At 51.2% G+C, this 15,738-nt stretch carries 16 protein-coding genes; 8 read left to right on the top strand and 8 right to left on the bottom strand.

The window, feature by feature from the left end:
- Positions 1-83: 83 nt before the first annotated feature.
- Complete coding sequence (locus ACN4EG_RS19215; protein ID WP_431631797.1) at positions 84-2,150, bottom strand: two-partner secretion domain-containing protein; 2,067 nt, start codon at positions 2,148-2,150, stop codon at positions 84-86.
- Between the two features lie 365 nt (positions 2,151-2,515).
- Here ACN4EG_RS19215 and ACN4EG_RS19210 point away from each other — a divergent pair, with 365 nt between their 5' ends.
- Complete coding sequence (locus tag ACN4EG_RS19210; RefSeq protein ID WP_431631796.1) at positions 2,516-4,618, top strand: CHASE2 domain-containing protein; 2,103 nt, start codon at positions 2,516-2,518, stop codon at positions 4,616-4,618.
- An 84-nt stretch (positions 4,619-4,702) separates the two neighbouring features.
- Here the strand turns inward: ACN4EG_RS19210 and ACN4EG_RS19205 are convergent, their stop codons facing one another.
- The 4 genes from ACN4EG_RS19205 to ACN4EG_RS19190 form a co-directional block, all read right to left on the bottom strand.
- Complete coding sequence (locus ACN4EG_RS19205; RefSeq protein WP_431631795.1) at positions 4,703-4,957, bottom strand: cupin domain-containing protein; 255 nt, start codon at positions 4,955-4,957, stop codon at positions 4,703-4,705.
- Positions 4,954-5,187, bottom strand: a complete 234-nt coding sequence (locus ACN4EG_RS19200; RefSeq protein WP_431631794.1) for a cupin domain-containing protein — start codon at positions 5,185-5,187, stop codon at positions 4,954-4,956. Before ACN4EG_RS19200 ends, ACN4EG_RS19205 begins: the two co-directional genes overlap by 4 nt.
- 161 nt (positions 5,188-5,348) lie before the next feature.
- Positions 5,349-6,119, bottom strand: coding sequence for an SDR family NAD(P)-dependent oxidoreductase (locus ACN4EG_RS19195; RefSeq protein WP_431631793.1), 771 nt, complete (start codon positions 6,117-6,119; stop codon positions 5,349-5,351).
- 211 nt (positions 6,120-6,330) lie between these two features.
- Positions 6,331-6,882, bottom strand: a complete 552-nt coding sequence (locus tag ACN4EG_RS19190) for a DM13 domain-containing protein (protein ID WP_431631792.1) — start codon at positions 6,880-6,882, stop codon at positions 6,331-6,333.
- A gap of 784 nt (positions 6,883-7,666) precedes the next feature.
- Between ACN4EG_RS19190 and ACN4EG_RS19185 the strand changes: the two genes are divergently transcribed.
- Complete coding sequence (locus tag ACN4EG_RS19185) at positions 7,667-7,885, top strand: hypothetical protein (RefSeq protein ID WP_431631791.1); 219 nt, start codon at positions 7,667-7,669, stop codon at positions 7,883-7,885.
- 59 nt (positions 7,886-7,944) lie between these two features.
- Here ACN4EG_RS19185 and ACN4EG_RS19180 read toward each other — a convergent pair whose 3' ends face one another.
- Both ACN4EG_RS19180 and ACN4EG_RS19175 read right to left on the bottom strand, forming a co-directional pair.
- Positions 7,945-8,379 carry a hypothetical protein gene (locus ACN4EG_RS19180; protein WP_431631790.1) on the bottom strand — a complete coding sequence of 145 codons (435 nt, stop codon included), beginning with the start codon at positions 8,377-8,379 and terminating at the stop codon, positions 7,945-7,947.
- Positions 8,380-8,518: 139 nt separating this feature from the next.
- The gene (locus ACN4EG_RS19175; RefSeq protein WP_431631789.1) at positions 8,519-9,097 is read right to left on the bottom strand and encodes a hypothetical protein; all 579 of its coding nucleotides are present in this window, start codon (positions 9,095-9,097) and stop codon (positions 8,519-8,521) included.
- 91 nt (positions 9,098-9,188) lie between these two features.
- On the opposite strand from ACN4EG_RS19175, the gene ACN4EG_RS19170 reads away from it, so the two are divergent.
- The 4 genes from ACN4EG_RS19170 (at position 9,189) to ACN4EG_RS19155 (ending at position 14,457) form a co-directional block, all read left to right on the top strand.
- Complete coding sequence (locus ACN4EG_RS19170; protein ID WP_431631788.1) at positions 9,189-10,052, top strand: fructosamine kinase family protein; 864 nt, start codon at positions 9,189-9,191, stop codon at positions 10,050-10,052.
- Between the two features lie 513 nt (positions 10,053-10,565).
- The gene (locus ACN4EG_RS19165) at positions 10,566-12,035 is read left to right on the top strand and encodes a GAF domain-containing protein (protein WP_431631787.1); all 1,470 of its coding nucleotides are present in this window, start codon (positions 10,566-10,568) and stop codon (positions 12,033-12,035) included.
- Positions 12,032-12,481: a response regulator gene (locus ACN4EG_RS19160; protein WP_431631786.1), complete on the top strand. Its 450-nt coding sequence runs from the start codon at positions 12,032-12,034 to the stop codon at positions 12,479-12,481. Before ACN4EG_RS19165 ends, ACN4EG_RS19160 begins: the two co-directional genes overlap by 4 nt.
- A 26-nt stretch (positions 12,482-12,507) precedes the next feature.
- Positions 12,508-14,457, top strand: coding sequence for a hybrid sensor histidine kinase/response regulator (locus ACN4EG_RS19155; protein ID WP_431631785.1), 1,950 nt, complete (start codon positions 12,508-12,510; stop codon positions 14,455-14,457).
- 22 nt (positions 14,458-14,479) lie between these two features.
- Here the strand turns inward: ACN4EG_RS19155 and ACN4EG_RS19150 are convergent, their stop codons facing one another.
- Positions 14,480-14,740 carry a hypothetical protein gene (locus tag ACN4EG_RS19150; RefSeq protein ID WP_431631784.1) on the bottom strand — a complete coding sequence of 87 codons (261 nt, stop codon included), beginning with the start codon at positions 14,738-14,740 and terminating at the stop codon, positions 14,480-14,482.
- Positions 14,741-14,960: 220 nt separating this feature from the next.
- Here ACN4EG_RS19150 and ACN4EG_RS19145 point away from each other — a divergent pair, with 220 nt between their 5' ends.
- The gene (locus ACN4EG_RS19145) at positions 14,961-15,395 is read left to right on the top strand and encodes an element excision factor XisH family protein (protein ID WP_431631783.1); all 435 of its coding nucleotides are present in this window, start codon (positions 14,961-14,963) and stop codon (positions 15,393-15,395) included.
- 11 nt (positions 15,396-15,406) lie between these two features.
- Positions 15,407-15,706 (top strand): XisI protein, encoded by a 300-nt coding sequence (locus ACN4EG_RS19140; protein ID WP_431631782.1) that lies wholly within the window; start codon positions 15,407-15,409, stop codon positions 15,704-15,706.
- Positions 15,707-15,738: the final 32 nt, after the last annotated feature.

Genomic DNA, 15,738 nt, shown 5'->3' with positions numbered 1-15,738 from the left:
AACGCAGCAGGCTTGTGGAACTTCTACTTAGATGCAGCATAAGTTAGATAACAGTCAGGGCAAACCCTGTCCCAGAGCTGGTTTTATTTCCCAACAACTCTAATGTTGTCATTACTGTTGGTTATCATAATGTTACCACCGTTACCCGCAGTCCCTGAACCTGCGCTGGCCGATCGGCTATTGACGCTCCCGCTGTCTATATTAACGGCATTCAGCGCATTAACTGTAATGACTCCACCATTTCCCGCATTCCCCGTAGCAGTTTCAGAAAAAGACTCCAGTCCTGAGGTGAATACTGATCCATTGGCAGCGTTAATGTTAATCGTTCCACCATTGCTTGAATTACCACTCCCTAGATTGCGGGAAAAGGTGTTAATGGCTCCTGTGGTAATGTTGCCTGCGTTGGCAGTCAGATTTACTGCGCCGCCTGGGCCGACTAAGCCGACACTGCCCGTGGCGAAAGTGCGTAACAGTCCCAGAGTCAGATCGCCGCTGGTGGCCGTTAGGTTAATACTGCCGCCTGCGTTGCCGCCATTGGTGGTGTCGTAGGGGTTGCTGGCGAGGATGGAGGCCCCGGAAAGGGTGATTGAACCCCCTTTGGAATTAATGCCCTGGGTAAAAATATTGCCTGTGGCTTGGAAATCAACCAGTAAATTATTTAATGTGGTGGTGACTAAGCCTGTCCCTGCGATCGTGCCGCCGGAATTGAGGAAGAATGCGGGATTGGTGGGATGTACGCTGGGATCGATCGCGTTAATTGTCACGTTGTTGTAGGTGATGTCGCCCCCCGCCGTGACTTGCAAAGAGGCTCCGATGTAATCCCCAACGCCATAGCTGCTGCCTACGTTGAAAATGGGATCATTCAAACTCAGAAAATTGGCTAATGATCCGTCAAGGGACCGAATCGAGAAGTCTTTTCCAGCTTGGAAATGGGCATCGGTAGAAATGATCCCATCGCTGACGAGGCGCAGATCTCCACCGCTGCGAAGGGGAAATTGATTATTGCCGGAGGAGTTTAGTACCCAGAGATCAATACCCCGATCACCCTGAATCGTTAAATTGCCCCCCGCGTTCACAATAAAGGAATTGGGCGCAGTATCCCTGGCCACCACACTGTTTTGGGCGTGGAGCATTAAATCTCCACTCGTGTGTAATTGGCTATCCGGCAGCGTTAACTGATTCGTGGCTGTAACTGTTGCTTGACCCGAGTTAATTTGTTTAACGACCACATCACCGGGCGAGATCGATTGATTGACGTTTGTGAGTTTGACAGACCCATCGGCTTGGAGGGTGACGCCCGTGGCCTGTTGAATTTCTCCGCCGGTTAGCAGTTGCGGCAGGGTGGCGGGGGTGAAGGCGATCGGGGTTGATGCGAGGGGTTGTAGCTCGAAACCCAACAAACTACCCGGAGCATTGAGCCGCAGTACCTGGTTACCCGCTACAGAGGCGATCGTCACTTGCCCGTCCGGAGCCGAAAGCGTACCACTGCTGAAGACCGTCCCGCCGATCAGCCCTAGGGATTGCCCCGGATTTACCGCCAGATTCCCCGCATTGACGATCGCGCCCGGTTGACTCACGCCGAAGATAAAGCTAGTGGGAGTACCGTTAAGATTGCCGTAGTCGTTGTTATATAGACTATTAAATTCAGCGTTTAACCCAAGATTTAATCCAGTATTGCCGAAACCAATTCCCGTAGCGGTAGTTGCAGTGAATGCGCCAGGAACATCTAAGCGTGCGTTGGAGCCGAAAACAATCCCCGCTGGATTAATCAGGAATAGGTTGGCACTGCCTCCCGTCACCTTGAGCAAGCCATCGATGCGGGAGGGATCGCCCCCAGTGACGCGGGTCAGAATGTTACGAATGGTGGGATTGGCTAGGAAATTGGCGGTTTCGTTGGCATTTAACCCAAATCGCTGGAAGCTGTGGAAGAGGTTGGTGCCATCGCCGGAAAGTTGGCCGCCGCTGATGTCAAAGCGATCGCCCTGCGGTTGGACGATCGTTCCTGTGCCATCGCTGGCGGGAACCAGGTTGGGGGCGATCGTTTGTCCCTGGGCGGCTTCTTGCAGAGGGGTGACCTGACAGGCCGCGATCGTCAGAGCCAGAAGCAGGCGACGAAAGACGGCAGTATGGGAAGTAGCCTCTGATTTCATGGCAAATGGCTCTCTGCAAGGATCGGGGTGTGGGTAGAGGTTGGCGGCATCAGGGAAAACAAATCTAGGGACGATCGCTCTTTTAGAATGCCTCGATCGACGCTTGGATTAACGCGAGGGAGAGGAACGGCTTCAGCGCTTCACGGAGGCGCGTAGGTGTGATCCAAAATTCCCCTGCTGGTGTCAACGATTAAGATCACGGGAATTGAGTAATCTCTTGATGAAATGGCGAGTGGGTGACCGAGATTTACCGATATCGTTCCCTTGTTCCTAGGGCCAAAACCGTGGGAATACTGGTTTGACGATACTTCTGACTCGTTACCGTGGAAGTGGCGCTCTCCTCCGTTGTTGCAACGTTTGATCCTATGAATTCATCACTGCTCCGCTCAACCCGATTTCGCCAAAGCCGACTCTACCGAACCACGCGCTTTGCGATCGCGGCGCTGTCTACCTTGGCCCTGCTAGGCGTGAGTACACCCTTACCCCTCCACGCTTCACCCTTAACTTTCAAAGCTCCCCGCCGGGGTACGCCGCCGGTGACGAACGGTGCGGCCAGCCGGGGCAATAGCTGCATCAGTCAACCCAAGGAAACCCTCTCGGCGCTGATGCCCACGGGTAACTTTGGCATGGGCTATGTTCGCGCTAATGCCCAGGGTTTCCAAACGTTGATTAACTATCGGGGGCCGCGCGGCAGTTTTTCCACCCTTTCGGTCGAGCAGGTGTTAAACGGCCAAATGCCTGCTCAATGGGGCCGCGATCGCATCATCCTAGTCGGCCCGATGGCGGAAAGTTTGCGGGACACGTTTTACACGCCCTACAGCGTGCAGCTCATGCAACTGACCCAACCCACACCGGGGGTCGAAATCCACGCCAATCTCACCAGCCAACTCCTCAGTTCTGCCCTGAACCAACGCCCGCTGTTTAAAACTTGGTCGGAGCCGTGGGAAATGCTGTGGATTGGGGGTTGGGCGATCGTCGGCGCACTGCTGGTCTGGCAACAGCGATCGCTGCAAGCCTCCCAAACCTTAGCCAGCCTGCACAGTCCCCTCAGCCAAGCGTGGCAATCCCTGAAAATTCCCGTGAGTTTGGTGGTGACGGCGGCGGGCTTGGTGTTGGGTACCTATGGTGCGTTTACCCTGGGCTGGTGGATTCCGGTGGCTCCGGCGCTGCTGAGTTTGGGCTGGTCGGCGATCGGGGTGACGGGGTACCTGGCGCAAACGGCGGCGGAAATGCGCAAAACCCTAGGTCGCTATTTGACCGATGAAGTGGTGGCGAGTTTGCTGGAAACGCCCGAGGGATTGACCCTGGTGGGGGAAAAGCGCAAAGTGACGACGCTGATGTCGGATATTCGCGGCTTTACGAGCTTGTCGGAGCAGTTGCCGCCGGAACAGGTGGTCAAGTTGCTCAACCTCTACCTAGGCTTCATGACCAAGATCATTCAGCGCTACGGGGGCACAATTAACGATCTGACGGGGGATGGGATTGTAGTGTTTTTTGGGGCACCGATCCAGCGACCCGATGATGCGGAACGGGCGGTGGCCTGTGCCTTGGCGATGCAGTTGGCCATGGATGCGGTGAATCAGCAGAGCCAAACCCTGAATTTGCCGCCGCTGCAAATGGGGATTGGGGTAAATACCGGGGAAGTGGTGGTCGGCAACATTGGCTCGGAGGAACATACGAAGTACACCGCGATCGGCAGTCATGTGAATGTGGCGGCGCGCATTGAGTCGTTTACGGTGGGTGGGCAGATTTTGATTTCCGAAAGTACTTGGTCAGAGGTGCGGTCGATCGCAACCTTGAACGGGCAGTCCCAAGCGCAGATGAAGGGCGTCTCGGCTCCGGTGACGTTGTATGAGGTGAGCGGGTTGGCAGGGCCGTACCATTTGAAGCTGCGGGAAGAGCAGGAAAGTTTTATTGAATTAAAGCATCCGTTGCCGATGCAGTATGCGGTGTTGGAAGGGAAGCATTTATCGGAGGAGCAGTTTTGGGGCAAGTTGGTGCGGTTGTCAGCCAATGGGGCAGAAATCCTCTGCGACCATCGCCCCGCGCCCTTGACAAATTTGAAGCTGTTGCTCTGGTTCCCGAAGACAGACGATCGCCGGAGGGATGATCGGAGAGCAGACGATCGCCGTGGCCAATCGTCGAACGACTATCCTGATCGTAGAGTAGCCAATCGTAGGGCAGACGATCGTAAAACAGGCGATCAGCCAGTTCCTTCAATTATTGCAGATTCGGAAACAGCAACGTCATCAACATCGATCATGATAGAAGGAATGGGTGAACCGCAGGAAATATACGCTAAGGTGATTCAGAAACCCAACGATAGCGAAGTGGGTTTCTACCTCCGATTTACCCGCGTGCCCCCCACGGCTGAAACCTTGCTGCAAGCATTACGCAGCGATCGGCGTGCCCGCAAGCATCCCATCGAATCAGCCGCTGCCCCGAACCCTTCTGTGCCCTCCGTGTAGGGAATTTGCCAATAAGAAATAACAGCTCCGATTCATCCACCCAACTACTCATCCACCCATCCACCCATCCACCCATCCACCCATCTAGGCGCTAGGGGACAGGACTTCCAGGCCATAGCGGGGGGCGATCGCCAGCACTTTTTCGATGTCCGCTGGGGTGACTTGCGGGGGTTGGTCGCTGGTGGAATCGGCAGGGGTGCCAATTTCAACCCAGAACTTTTCTAGGCCGCCGGGAGTGACCCAACAAAGGCAAATGGCGGGTTCAGAACCAACGTTGCCAAATTGATGGACTTGGCCCTTGGGCAGTTTGAGGAAGGTGCCAGCAGGCGCAGCAATCACCGATCGCCCAGGCGGAATTCCATGTCCCCGGATTGTACATAAAACGATTCGTCTTCGTGGGTGTGGCAGTGGGGCGGCACGGCGCTGTGGGGCTGCATGGTAATTTCCAGCAGGGCGTAGGCGTGGTCGGTGTCTTCGCTGCGGGCTTTGTAGCGATACAAGTCGCCTAAAACCCAGTAGGCATCGCCTTGGGCAGGGGCTTGGACGATCGCTTCGGAATGGGGGGCCATGGGGGATTCTCCTGGAACGTAAAACTGTAAGGAACCTATGCCAGCGGGGAATCGGAGTTATGCAAAGAATTGGGAATCCCCACCATTAACCCATGGAAAAATGATAGCCACCTGAGAATGGACTGAAATAGTAATCAATATTGAATTGAATGATGTATCGCTTAATGTTCTTGGTAATGCCACATTAAGCCGCCATCGACAGCAAAGGTACTGCCCGTGATGTAATTTGCTTCGTCAGAGGCCAGAAACGCGACTAACGAGGCGACATCCTGGGGTTGACCCACCCGCCCGATCGGAATATTTTGGTGTAAAGCTTCGACTTTTTCAGGATCGTTGAGCGTTTCTTCGTTGATGGGCGTGGCGATCGCGCCGGGGGCGACATTGTTAATCGTGATGCCGTGGGGGCCGAGTTCCGTCGCCAAGGTGCGGGTTAACATGCGCAGGCCGCCTTTGCTGGCGCAGTAGGGGGCGTAATTGGGAAAGGAAATCTCTTCGTGGACGGAACTGATGTTGATAATTTTACCGGGGCGTTGGGTGGCGAGTAAATGTTTGACTAGGGCTTGGGTTGCAAAGAAAACACCTTTGAGATTGGTATTGAGAACGGCATCGTAATCTTTCTCGGTTACTTCCCAAAAAGCAGTCTCGCGTTCAATCCCGGCATTGTTAACGAGAATATCCAGCTTGCCAAAGTGATCAACACTTTCGGCAATCATACGATCGATGTCGTCTAGTTTACTGACATCAGCTTGCACAAGATGGCCCGGAGGATGGCCCAGGGCTGCAATTTGAGCCAGGGTTTTCTCAGCGTCCTCCCGATCGGAACGGTAGTCGATAACGACATTAGCGCCTTCTGCGGCAAGTCGCAGCACGATCGCTTGCCCAATGCCTTGCTCGCCGCCAGTGACTAAAGCAACTTTGCCCGCCAGTTTCATGGAAATCTCCTGTCCTGAATGTTCTGCGCAACTGCATGGATATGTGCGATCGAACACCAGTTAGGACGCGAAAGAAATGACCCAAAGGCAGGTAGAACGCGGATAAAAGATCTCTATAAAGGATGAACAGGGGCGGTAATCCTAGGTTCCCGATCGTTCCAGATGAGGAAGCCGTAACAGAGACTGTGAGGAGAATTGCTGTGAGGGCAATTTACGCAGGCGTTAGTTGAGCGACGCCAAAGGTGGCATTGAATTTACGACACCAAATCACGATCGATTGATAGTCTGCGAGATTAATGCTATTGGGAATGGCGTATTGTTGAGAACCGGAAAATTTTTGCAAGGGTGCGAGGACAACGTAGTCACCTTCCTTCAGTGGATAGGCGGGCGGTTTAGTAGAACCTAGGACGTTGTTGGAGCGATGGAGCACCACGACGAGATCGGGGCCTAGTTCTGAGGTTTTAAAGGTCCGATCTAAAACTAAAGTGCTCTGCCCATTTTGGGTCAGGATGTTTAGGGTGCCTTTCGTTTCATGTTCCCCGGAAACGAAACTCCCGGATTTAATCGCTTTGGTTGAAGTAGCTTGCGGAGCAGTTTTAGTCGAAGCGGTAGGGGTGGCGGCAGTGGGATCGGCAGTTGATCGGTCGATCGGGCTGGCTTGGCTGCTGGCTTGGGGGGAGGTTGCGCTGGGGGGGCTTTGGCTGGTGCAACCTAGGATGAGCAAGGGGGCTAGGCAGAGGATTGCTAAAATTCTAGATTTCATGATTATGATGTTTTTAGCTGCACGTCTTATACCAAATTGATTAACTAATGCTACAGATCCGATCCCCCCTAGCCCCCTTAAAAAGGGGGGAATTCAGGCAAATTCTTTCAAAGTCCCCCTTTTTAAGGGGGATTTAGGGGGATCGTTATATGTTGCAATCATAAATTGATTTGGTATTAGATTGCAATGAACAATGAAAAATAAACCATCGCTGCAATGAATAATTACAACAATCATTAAGATGCAATATTGAGATCAGATAGTGATCAGTTGCATAAATTGATTATGACTGCCAAAAAGTCTGGCAGAATGATTGCAGTCTAAAAACTTGCCCTATTATTTTTAATGGTTTCACTGGAAAAATTTATGGGTTTCTCAGGTGATTCTCATCGAGAGTGAGTTGCCTCGATCGCTGGCTGTAGAGAAGCGATCTATCGAGAATCAGTGTTGCCGATTTGCACTTTTGCGAAATGTCTGACTACGGTTGACAGAACTTGAGTTTATTTGTAGGGTTGTTTCTCATAGCTGAGTACAACCGTGTCTTTAGGCCCCGTTGGCCGAAGACCGCCCGTAGGGCATTGAATCAGCTTGTTTCCCGAAAATTAAGGCGCTGCCCCAGTTGCTCGCAACAACGTAAGGCAGCTAAACCCCCAAGCTGTTCTGACCAGCAAGGCGGTCTGACACGGATTTTAACATTCGATCGGGCCACCCTACTTGTCCTGCGCAAAAGGGTGGCTTTAATTTTTTGGGTTTCTTCCCGATCGCAACCCAAGGAGAAATCCCCATGTTTATTAGTTTTGGTGAGTCCGATCGCCTGGGCGAGTCGGATCGCAGGCCCTTTCGGTTTTATTTGTTTGGCACCCGTGAGGAAGTGCAGTCAGCGATTAATCAGCTCCATGTTTTGCGATTTAGCGACAGAGTGCGCTGGAGTCCACCCATGCCTGTACCCGGCTCGGACTGGCAATACGTGAGCATGATGGAGCGCGATCGGGCTGCGGAGTAGACAAGCGTTGAACAACCGGGTTGTTCTGAAAAACCCGGTTTTTGGGCCAACACGAGGATCTAATCTGAAGGAATTAAAATTTCCGGTGCGATTCCATTGGCCTGCGCGATCGCGGTTAATTTCTGTACCTGCTCCGGCTCACTCAGCATACTGGTTGCCATAACATCTGCAATAATCTTTTGCAATTGCAATGCCGGTTGACTGGTATTGATATCTGCGTTCGTAATAACGGTTTCCTCGCCTGCTTCACACTCGTATACAACATAGGTCCAAATCCCTGGACTTCCTTCCTCTGCACTTTCGCCCTCATAGAAGGTCGTCGTTTCATCCTCATCACAATCGTAATAGGCGGAATAAATGTCATCCCACTCACAATCCGACTCTTCCAATACGTCGCGAATTTCGCTGAGGACGCCTGCAATATGGTGGGGCTGGGTTTCCACCTGCACCAACCGCACCCCTTCCCACTCAAAATTATGTAAGCTAATGGTCATCGGTTTTGCCTCCAAAGATGTCCTTCAAGGGCGAATCCACCCCATGCCTCAATTCTAATCTCGCCTCAAGGGAAAATGCCAATGCCCGATCGATCCATGTCTGCTTACAGCCTGGTTCCCATGATCGCAGTCCGATTGCCTAACCGCGCCCTTCCAAATAGCCCTTAACCAACTGCGCGATCGCTAACACCTCTAACATACCGTAGGTAAAGGCATTGGCTAGCCAAAAAGACCGACCGATGGCTTGACGATCGAGACGATCGATTTTTTTTAGACTCAACGACCCAACCCAACCTTCCACCACCGCCGAAAAAACATACATCGGAATCAGCGTCACCATGATTTCCAGCGGCAGAAACGGGAAAGCCCCCGGCTGCACAGGTACCGAAGATCCCAATAGGCTCTGTCCTAAAAATGCGCCAAATGGAATGACTACTAGGATCCCTCCAAGTAATGTAGAAATCACATTGGTATAAATTGATAACCAAACAGAATTAAGAATGCTGATGGCAAGTCTTTGACGATGAACGTATGCCTCGATCGCGATAATTGGAAGCAATAGAAAAACTTGATAAAAAACACTCTGACTAAACAGTGGAATGCCTGAATTTGCAACCAAAACGCTATGGTGACTAACATGAATCACGATCGAAGTCAGCATGGTACAGATCGGGTGGGAGCGACGATGGGTGCAATGAATTGCAGCAAGATCTGCCAAAATCCTACCATCGTTTGATTCTCTACTGGCCAGGAAGCGCTAATCTAGTAGCTGAGGGCCAAAGGAGACTAAGGGAGAGGAGTCCGATCGCATGTGGGAGCAAATCTGTCAGCGGATTCATCAAGTGACGGGGCAACCCTTTGAACTAGTCGATCGGCGATCGGTCGGGGGCGGTTGTATTAACCAAGGCTATCGGCTGGTGGGGCGCGATCTGACCTATTTCGTCAAGCTGAATCGCGCCGAACAATGGTCCATGTTTGAAGCGGAAGCCCTGGGACTGCAACATCTGCTCGAAACCCATACCATTCGTATTCCCGCACCCATTTGCCAGGGTGTTGCTGAATCTGCTTGCTACCTGGTTTTGGAATGGTTGGATCTCGGTCGGGGAAGCCGTTCTGCCGATCGGGAAATGGGTCGGCAATTAGCCCACCTACACCAATTCCGCAAAGCCACGGCCTTTGGTTGGGAACGCGACAACACGATCGGTTCCACCCCCCAGAAAAATCCCTGGACGGCAGATTGGGCCACCTTCTGGCAAGAGCATCGCATTGGCTACCAACTGGAACTGGGGCGACGGCGGGGCGGACATTTTCCCCAGGGCGATCGCCTACTAGACCGAATTCCTGCCCTCCTGGCCGACCATCACCCCCAGCCCTCCCTCGTCCATGGCGACCTCTGGGGTGGCAACGCCGCCGTGACCGCTGAAGGCGAACCCGTGATTTTTGATCCTGCGACCTATTGGGGCGATCGGGAAGTGGACTTGGCCATGACCGAGCTGTTTGGCGGTTTCTCAGCGGAATTCTACCAGGGCTACAACGAAGTCTATCCCCTGGATTCCGGCTATGAATCCCGCAAAATTCTCTATAACCTCTATCATGTGCTGAACCATTTCAATTTATTTGGCGGAAGTTATGGCGGTCAGGCCGATCGTATGATGGCTCAACTGACTCGTTAAGGGCTTACATCCCGACGGTTCTAATCCATCAACTGCTCGATGCATACCTGATCTGGAGATCTGCTTAAAGGATCCGCGATCGTGTTATTGGTTGCAGATATTTGCAATTAGTAAAGTATTATTACGGTATGTGATAAGTATTATTGCGATATGTAACTCATTTCTGTTGGATCACCTTAAAGTTCACTTAGGGTGCCGTTTACCTAGGGATACCGTTCACCTAAGCCAGACCTTGCTTGCTCGTAGGAATTTAAACTAGCTAGACGAATTAGTAAAACTAATGAGTAAAAATTAATTGCCAGACACGAACGAGTCAGAATTAAATGCTAAGAATTAATGAGTAACGCTAATTGGTAATACTAACTGGTAAGAATTTTGCCTGTATCTTTCCAACGTTGTCTACCCCCAGTCTATATTCTATAAACACGTCTGCGACAGTACTTACGGCAGTATCTAAAACATCAAGATCTACAACATCCAGAACGTAAGATAGAAGTATAGGAGTGATAGTGAATGGATGCAGAATTCTGGGACAAACTCCGCAATGACTGTCGAGATGAGGCCGCGTTTGAGAACTGTCAACAAATGCTGCTCCAAAAACTGCAACCCCTAGAACAAGCTGCAAAAAATGCGAATTTTCAACTAGAGCAACAAAAGGCCCTCTTGCATGTCATTACTCGGCTACGGGAACCGATCGACCTAGAAGAAATTTTCCAAGCCACCGCGATTGAAATTCGCCAATTACTGGCCGTCGATCGGGTGGGGATGTTTCGGTTCTATCCAGACTCCGGTTGGGATGATGGGGAGTTCGTTTCAGAGGATGTGGATCCGGAATTTTCTTCAGCGATCGCGGAACCTGTGCACGACCATTGCTTTGGCGATCAGTTCGCCGTGCACTATCAATCCGGACGCATACAAGCCATTGCCGATATTTACGACGCCGGATTGAGTGATTGTCATATCCAGGTCTTAGCTCAGTTTCAGGTGCGGGCTAATCTCATCGTCCCGCTTTTACTGAGATCCAAGTTGTGGGGTTTGCTCTGTATTCATCAATGCCGGGGGCCACGCCAATGGAGTTCGACGGAAATTGAATTTGTAACTCAAATTGCTGAGCATTTAGGAGTCGCGCTGTACCATGCAGAGTTAATGGCTGAGTTGCGTAAGGAAATTTCCGATCGGCAACAGGCGGAGCAACGCGCCCACAGTCTTAATCAAGAATTGCGCCAAGCGATTGTCGAACTCAAATCCGTCAACAAAGAATTGGAAGCTTTTAGCTATTCTGTGTCCCACGATCTCCGCGCTCCCCTTCGCAGTATTGATGGATTCAGCCAAGCTTTGCTGGAAGACTGCTTAGAGCACTTAGACGAGAATGGGCAAGACTATCTACAGCGAATCCGTGCTGCCAGCCAACGCATGGGTCAGTTAATTGACGAACTTCTGATGCTGTCGCGGGTCACTCGGAGTGATTTGCGTTGGCAAACGGTCAATCTAAGTCATGTGGCCAGTCAACTGTGTTGGGACTTGCAGCAAATCGATTCGTCACGATCGATTGACTGTGTGATTCAACCGGATTTAGTCACCCAAGGAGATCCTCTGTTGCTACGGGTTATGATGGAAAACCTACTGAGCAATGCCTGGAAATTTACGGCCAAGCAGCCGCAAGCCCGCATTGAGTTTGGTGCAATACACCGGACTGAAGCTGATTCTGCTCCGATCGGGGCCGTTGATCCCCCGCCCACCTGCAATAATCTCATTTATTTTGTGCGGGATAATGGAGTCGGATTTGATATGTCATATATGGACAAACTCTTTCAACCCTTCCAACGGTTGCACGGAATGCATGAATTTCCAGGAAATGGGGTCGGATTGGCGACGGTGCAGCGGGTGGTGCGTCGCCACGGTGGAAGGATTTGGGCAGAAGGACACCTTAATCGCGGCGCAGCTTTTTATTTCACCTTAATGGAAAACATGGAGGAATCATGAGTGGCAGTGCTGCACAGAAAGTTATTTTGCTGGTGGAAGATAATCCTGATGATGAAGCGTTAGCCATTCGGGCGCTGAAGCGTCATCACATCGGTAATGAAATTGTGGTAGCCCATGACGGCGTGGAAGCCTTGGATTATTTATTTGGTACGGGGCTCTATGAAGGTCGAGATACCAATGTTAAACCCGCAGTGATTTTGTTAGATCTCAAACTGCCTCGCATTACTGGTTTAGAGGTATTGCAGCGTTTGCGCGAGGACGATCGTACCAAGCTTTTACCCATTGTTGTCTTAACGACCTCTAGTGAAGAACAAGACTTGCTCAATAGCTATAGCTTAGGGTGCAATAGTTACATTCGAAAACCTGTGGATTTTGTGCAATTTTCCGAGGCAATTCGGCAATTGGGCATGTACTGGCTGTTAATGAATGAGCCGCCACCTAGTTAGAATTAGCCCAGGGGAGGTAGTTCAAGATGAGTTCCCACTTACGGGTTCTGGTAGTCGAGGATTCCGAGGATGATACCCTATTGCTCCTGCGCGAATTGCGACGCGGGGGGTATCGGGTAGATTCTGTGCGGGTAGAGACTGCAACAGAAATGCAAGTAGCCCTCGATCGCCAGTCTTGGGATCTCGTGATTGCGGACTATACCCTGCCACAGTTTAGCGCCCCAGAAGCGCTGCAACTGTTGCAACAACACCAACAGGATTTGCCGTTTATCATTGTTTCCGGCACCATTGGGGAAGAAACTGCCGTGGCTGCCATGAAAGCCGGGGCTCATGATTACATCACCAAAGGTAAGCTCGTCCGACTGGTTCCAGCGGTGCAACGGGAACTCCGGGAAGCCGAGGAACGACAAAAACGACACCAAGCGGAACAAGCCCTGCGGGAAAGTGAAGAGCGCTTTCGGCAATTGGCAGAGAATATTGTCGAAAGTGTGTTTTGGATGGCTGATCCGGTGGGTCAACAATTTCTCTATGTCAGCCCTAACTATCGTCGGATCTGGGGCCAACCCTGCCAACCCGATGGCGGAGTTGACTTCTCCGATTGGTTAGCAGCCATCCATCCGGAGGATCGGCACCGAATTCAAACCCAGTTTTTTACCCAGTCCCTCGGAGGAACCTACGACGAGGAATATCGGATTGTGCATCCCGATGGGACGCTGCACTGGATACGCGATCGGGGGTTTCCCATTACGAATGCTCAGGGAGAAGCCTATCGCTTAGTTGGCATTGCGGAAGATATCACCGATCGTAAGTTAGCTGAAGAAGCGCTGCGCCGCTCCCAACGGTTAGAAAGTTTAGGTACGTTAGCCAGCGGAATTGCCCATGACTTTAATAACATCCTGACGCCGATTTTAGCGATCGCGCAGTTGTTAAACTTAAAATTCCCAAACTTGGATGCACGAACCCAGCGATTGTTGGACATGATCGAAGATAGTGCAAGGCGAGGGGCGGATTTAGTTAGGCAGGTGCTTGCTTTTGCCCGAGGTGAAGAAGGGGTGCGGGTGCCGCTGCAATTAAGGCATTTATTAACTGAAATCAGCCGAGTCATCCGCCAAACTTTTCCTAAAAATATTGAACTCCAGATTGAAATTTTGGCGGATCGTCTTTGGATGGTTTCTGCGGATGTGACCCAAATCCATCAGGTGCTCATGAATCTCTGTGTCAATGCTCGCGATAGCATGCCCCAAGGCGGGGTGCTGACGATCGCAGCGGACAATCTTTGGATTGATGAAGCCTTTGTACGATCGAATGTAGAGGCTCATCCCGGTGCCTATGTCATGGTTGCCGTGACGGATACGGGAATGGGAATTCCATCGACATTGCTGGAGCGCATTTTTGACCCATTTTTTACAACTAAAGATGTGGGGAAAGGCACAGGATTAGGTCTGTCGATCGCGTTGGGAATTGTGAAAAGTCATGGGGGACTTATCCAAGTCCAGAGTCAAGTAGGGCAGGGATCCCAATTTAGAATATATCTGCCCGCGATCGAGGAAACGGTAGCTCCAAGCAATGCGATTCAGCAGGAGTGGTCAACCCTAGGCGGTAATGGAACCTTAATTCTAGTGGTAGAAGATGAAGCCCTCATCCGGCAGGTGACGACGACGACGTTGGAAGATGCCCATTACTGCACTTTAATGGCTCAGGATGGTATGGAAGCGATCGCGCTCTATGCGGAACATCAGCAGGAAATTGAGCTAGTCTTGATGGATATCATGATGCCAGTGATGGATGGATTAACCGCAATTCGTATCTTGTACACCATGAATCCAAATGCTAAGGTGATTGCAACGAGTGGTTTAATTTCAGATAACCAAATTACTGAATTAAATAAAATAGGGGTGAAGGCATTTTTGCAGAAGCCCTATACGGCTCAAGAATTGCTAACAGCTATCCAAACTGTGTTGCAGTCCGAAGAATAACTGGGTTAATTCATACGATCGGTTATTTGCGTTTGGATTTGGGATTCTTTTTGGGTTGTTTGGGGAGGAGTGGAGATAGGATTTTTAGGAGGTTGGCGATCGCGTTGAGGGGTTTTTCGGTGGCGGTGAGGAGGGTGGCGAGGACGAGGAGCCAGCAGAGGGGATTGCTGGGGTCGATCGGGATTTGGGTGTCGGGGGTGGGGATTTGGGGTGTGGTGGGTTGGATGGTGATGGGTTGGGTCGCTGTGGGTTGGATTGCTGTGAGTTGGGTGGAATCAGTCATGGGTCAGTGGCCTCATCAAGTTGATACCCTCAGTAAAAAATTTGGGGGATCCTGCAAGGCAAGGGGATGGGGAAAATTTCTAAAATGCTTGTGATGATTGCTTTGGAGCAGTTTGGGGGAGTCTGGAAGTTTCTTCCCCCGAAACTTTCCCGGAAACTTTTTGGGTGGTTCAGGGTAGGGCTGAATTTGTACAATGAAGGTGGGATGAGACGGAGAAACGATGCCTGCGAAGGATATTTACCATAGGACGGTGCGTGAGGTTTTGCTGAAGGATGGTTGGCGAATCTTGCAGGAGGACTATGAGTTGGAGTATGGCGGGGATAGTTTGTATCCGGATTTTGCGGCGGAACGCTCGATTGTGGCGACCCGTGGTACAAGGCAAATTTTGGTGGAGGTTAAAAGTTTTATAGGTCGATCGTTTATTGCAGATCTTCAGGCGGCGATCGGTCAATATGCGATGTATCAAAGTGTGATCGATGAACAAAGTTTAGGGTTTCGGTTGTATTTAGCGATTACATCTACGATTTATGAGGAACGCTTTCAATCACCGTTGGCACAGTTGATGGTGGAGCGGGAAGGGGTGAATTTGTTGGTATTTGATGTAAAGCAGGAGGTTGTGGTGCAGTGGATCGAGTCAACGAGTATCGAACCATAATTCAGAGGGTGATGGCTGATTATTACCAGCTTTATGCCCGATCGGAGAATCCAGACTTAGAGACGTTGCTGTTGTGTGATGGGTCGCAGGATCAGTATGTGTTGATGCGGTTGGGCTGGGATGGAGATCGGCGGGTGAATCGGAATGTGATTCATTTGCGGTTGCGGGATGGCAAGGTGTGGGTGGAGGAGGATTGGACGGAGCAGGGAGTGGCGACGGATCTGTTGGCAGCGGGGGTGGAGCGAGAGGCGATCGTGCTGGGGTTTCAGCCTCCTCATGTGAGAGAGTTTACGGAGTTTGCGGCGGTTTAGGGGAGGGGATGCAGGCAATTTATTGAAGATTG

This window comes from Alkalinema pantanalense CENA528, from assembly GCF_050753345.1.
Taxonomy (GTDB): domain Bacteria; phylum Cyanobacteriota; class Cyanobacteriia; order Leptolyngbyales; family Leptolyngbyaceae; genus Alkalinema; species Alkalinema pantanalense.
The sequence above is the reverse complement of the archived record's forward strand: the minus strand, read 5'-3'. Positions and strand labels throughout refer to the sequence as shown.

Excerpts from the sequence above, each read along its gene's own strand:
- ACN4EG_RS19215 (WP_431631797.1), bottom strand. The coding sequence starts at position 2,150 with ATGAAATCAGAGGCTACTTCCCATACTGCCGTCTTTCGTCGCCTGCTT.
- ACN4EG_RS19210 (WP_431631796.1), top strand. The coding sequence starts at position 2,516 with ATGAATTCATCACTGCTCCGCTCAACCCGATTTCGCCAAAGCCGACTC.
- ACN4EG_RS19200 (WP_431631794.1), bottom strand. The coding sequence starts at position 5,187 with ATGGCCCCCCATTCCGAAGCGATCGTCCAAGCCCCTGCCCAAGGCGAT.
- ACN4EG_RS19195 (WP_431631793.1), bottom strand. The coding sequence starts at position 6,119 with ATGAAACTGGCGGGCAAAGTTGCTTTAGTCACTGGCGGCGAGCAAGGC.
- ACN4EG_RS19190 (WP_431631792.1), bottom strand. The coding sequence starts at position 6,882 with ATGAAATCTAGAATTTTAGCAATCCTCTGCCTAGCCCCCTTGCTCATC.
- ACN4EG_RS19185 (WP_431631791.1), top strand. The coding sequence starts at position 7,667 with ATGTTTATTAGTTTTGGTGAGTCCGATCGCCTGGGCGAGTCGGATCGC.
- ACN4EG_RS19180 (WP_431631790.1), bottom strand. The coding sequence starts at position 8,379 with ATGACCATTAGCTTACATAATTTTGAGTGGGAAGGGGTGCGGTTGGTG.
- ACN4EG_RS19170 (WP_431631788.1), top strand. The coding sequence starts at position 9,189 with ATGTGGGAGCAAATCTGTCAGCGGATTCATCAAGTGACGGGGCAACCC.
- ACN4EG_RS19165 (WP_431631787.1), top strand. The coding sequence starts at position 10,566 with ATGGATGCAGAATTCTGGGACAAACTCCGCAATGACTGTCGAGATGAG.
- ACN4EG_RS19160 (WP_431631786.1), top strand. The coding sequence starts at position 12,032 with ATGAGTGGCAGTGCTGCACAGAAAGTTATTTTGCTGGTGGAAGATAAT.
- ACN4EG_RS19155 (WP_431631785.1), top strand. The coding sequence starts at position 12,508 with ATGAGTTCCCACTTACGGGTTCTGGTAGTCGAGGATTCCGAGGATGAT.
- ACN4EG_RS19150 (WP_431631784.1), bottom strand. The coding sequence starts at position 14,740 with ATGACTGATTCCACCCAACTCACAGCAATCCAACCCACAGCGACCCAA.
- ACN4EG_RS19145 (WP_431631783.1), top strand. The coding sequence starts at position 14,961 with ATGCCTGCGAAGGATATTTACCATAGGACGGTGCGTGAGGTTTTGCTG.
- ACN4EG_RS19140 (WP_431631782.1), top strand. The coding sequence starts at position 15,407 with ATGGCTGATTATTACCAGCTTTATGCCCGATCGGAGAATCCAGACTTA.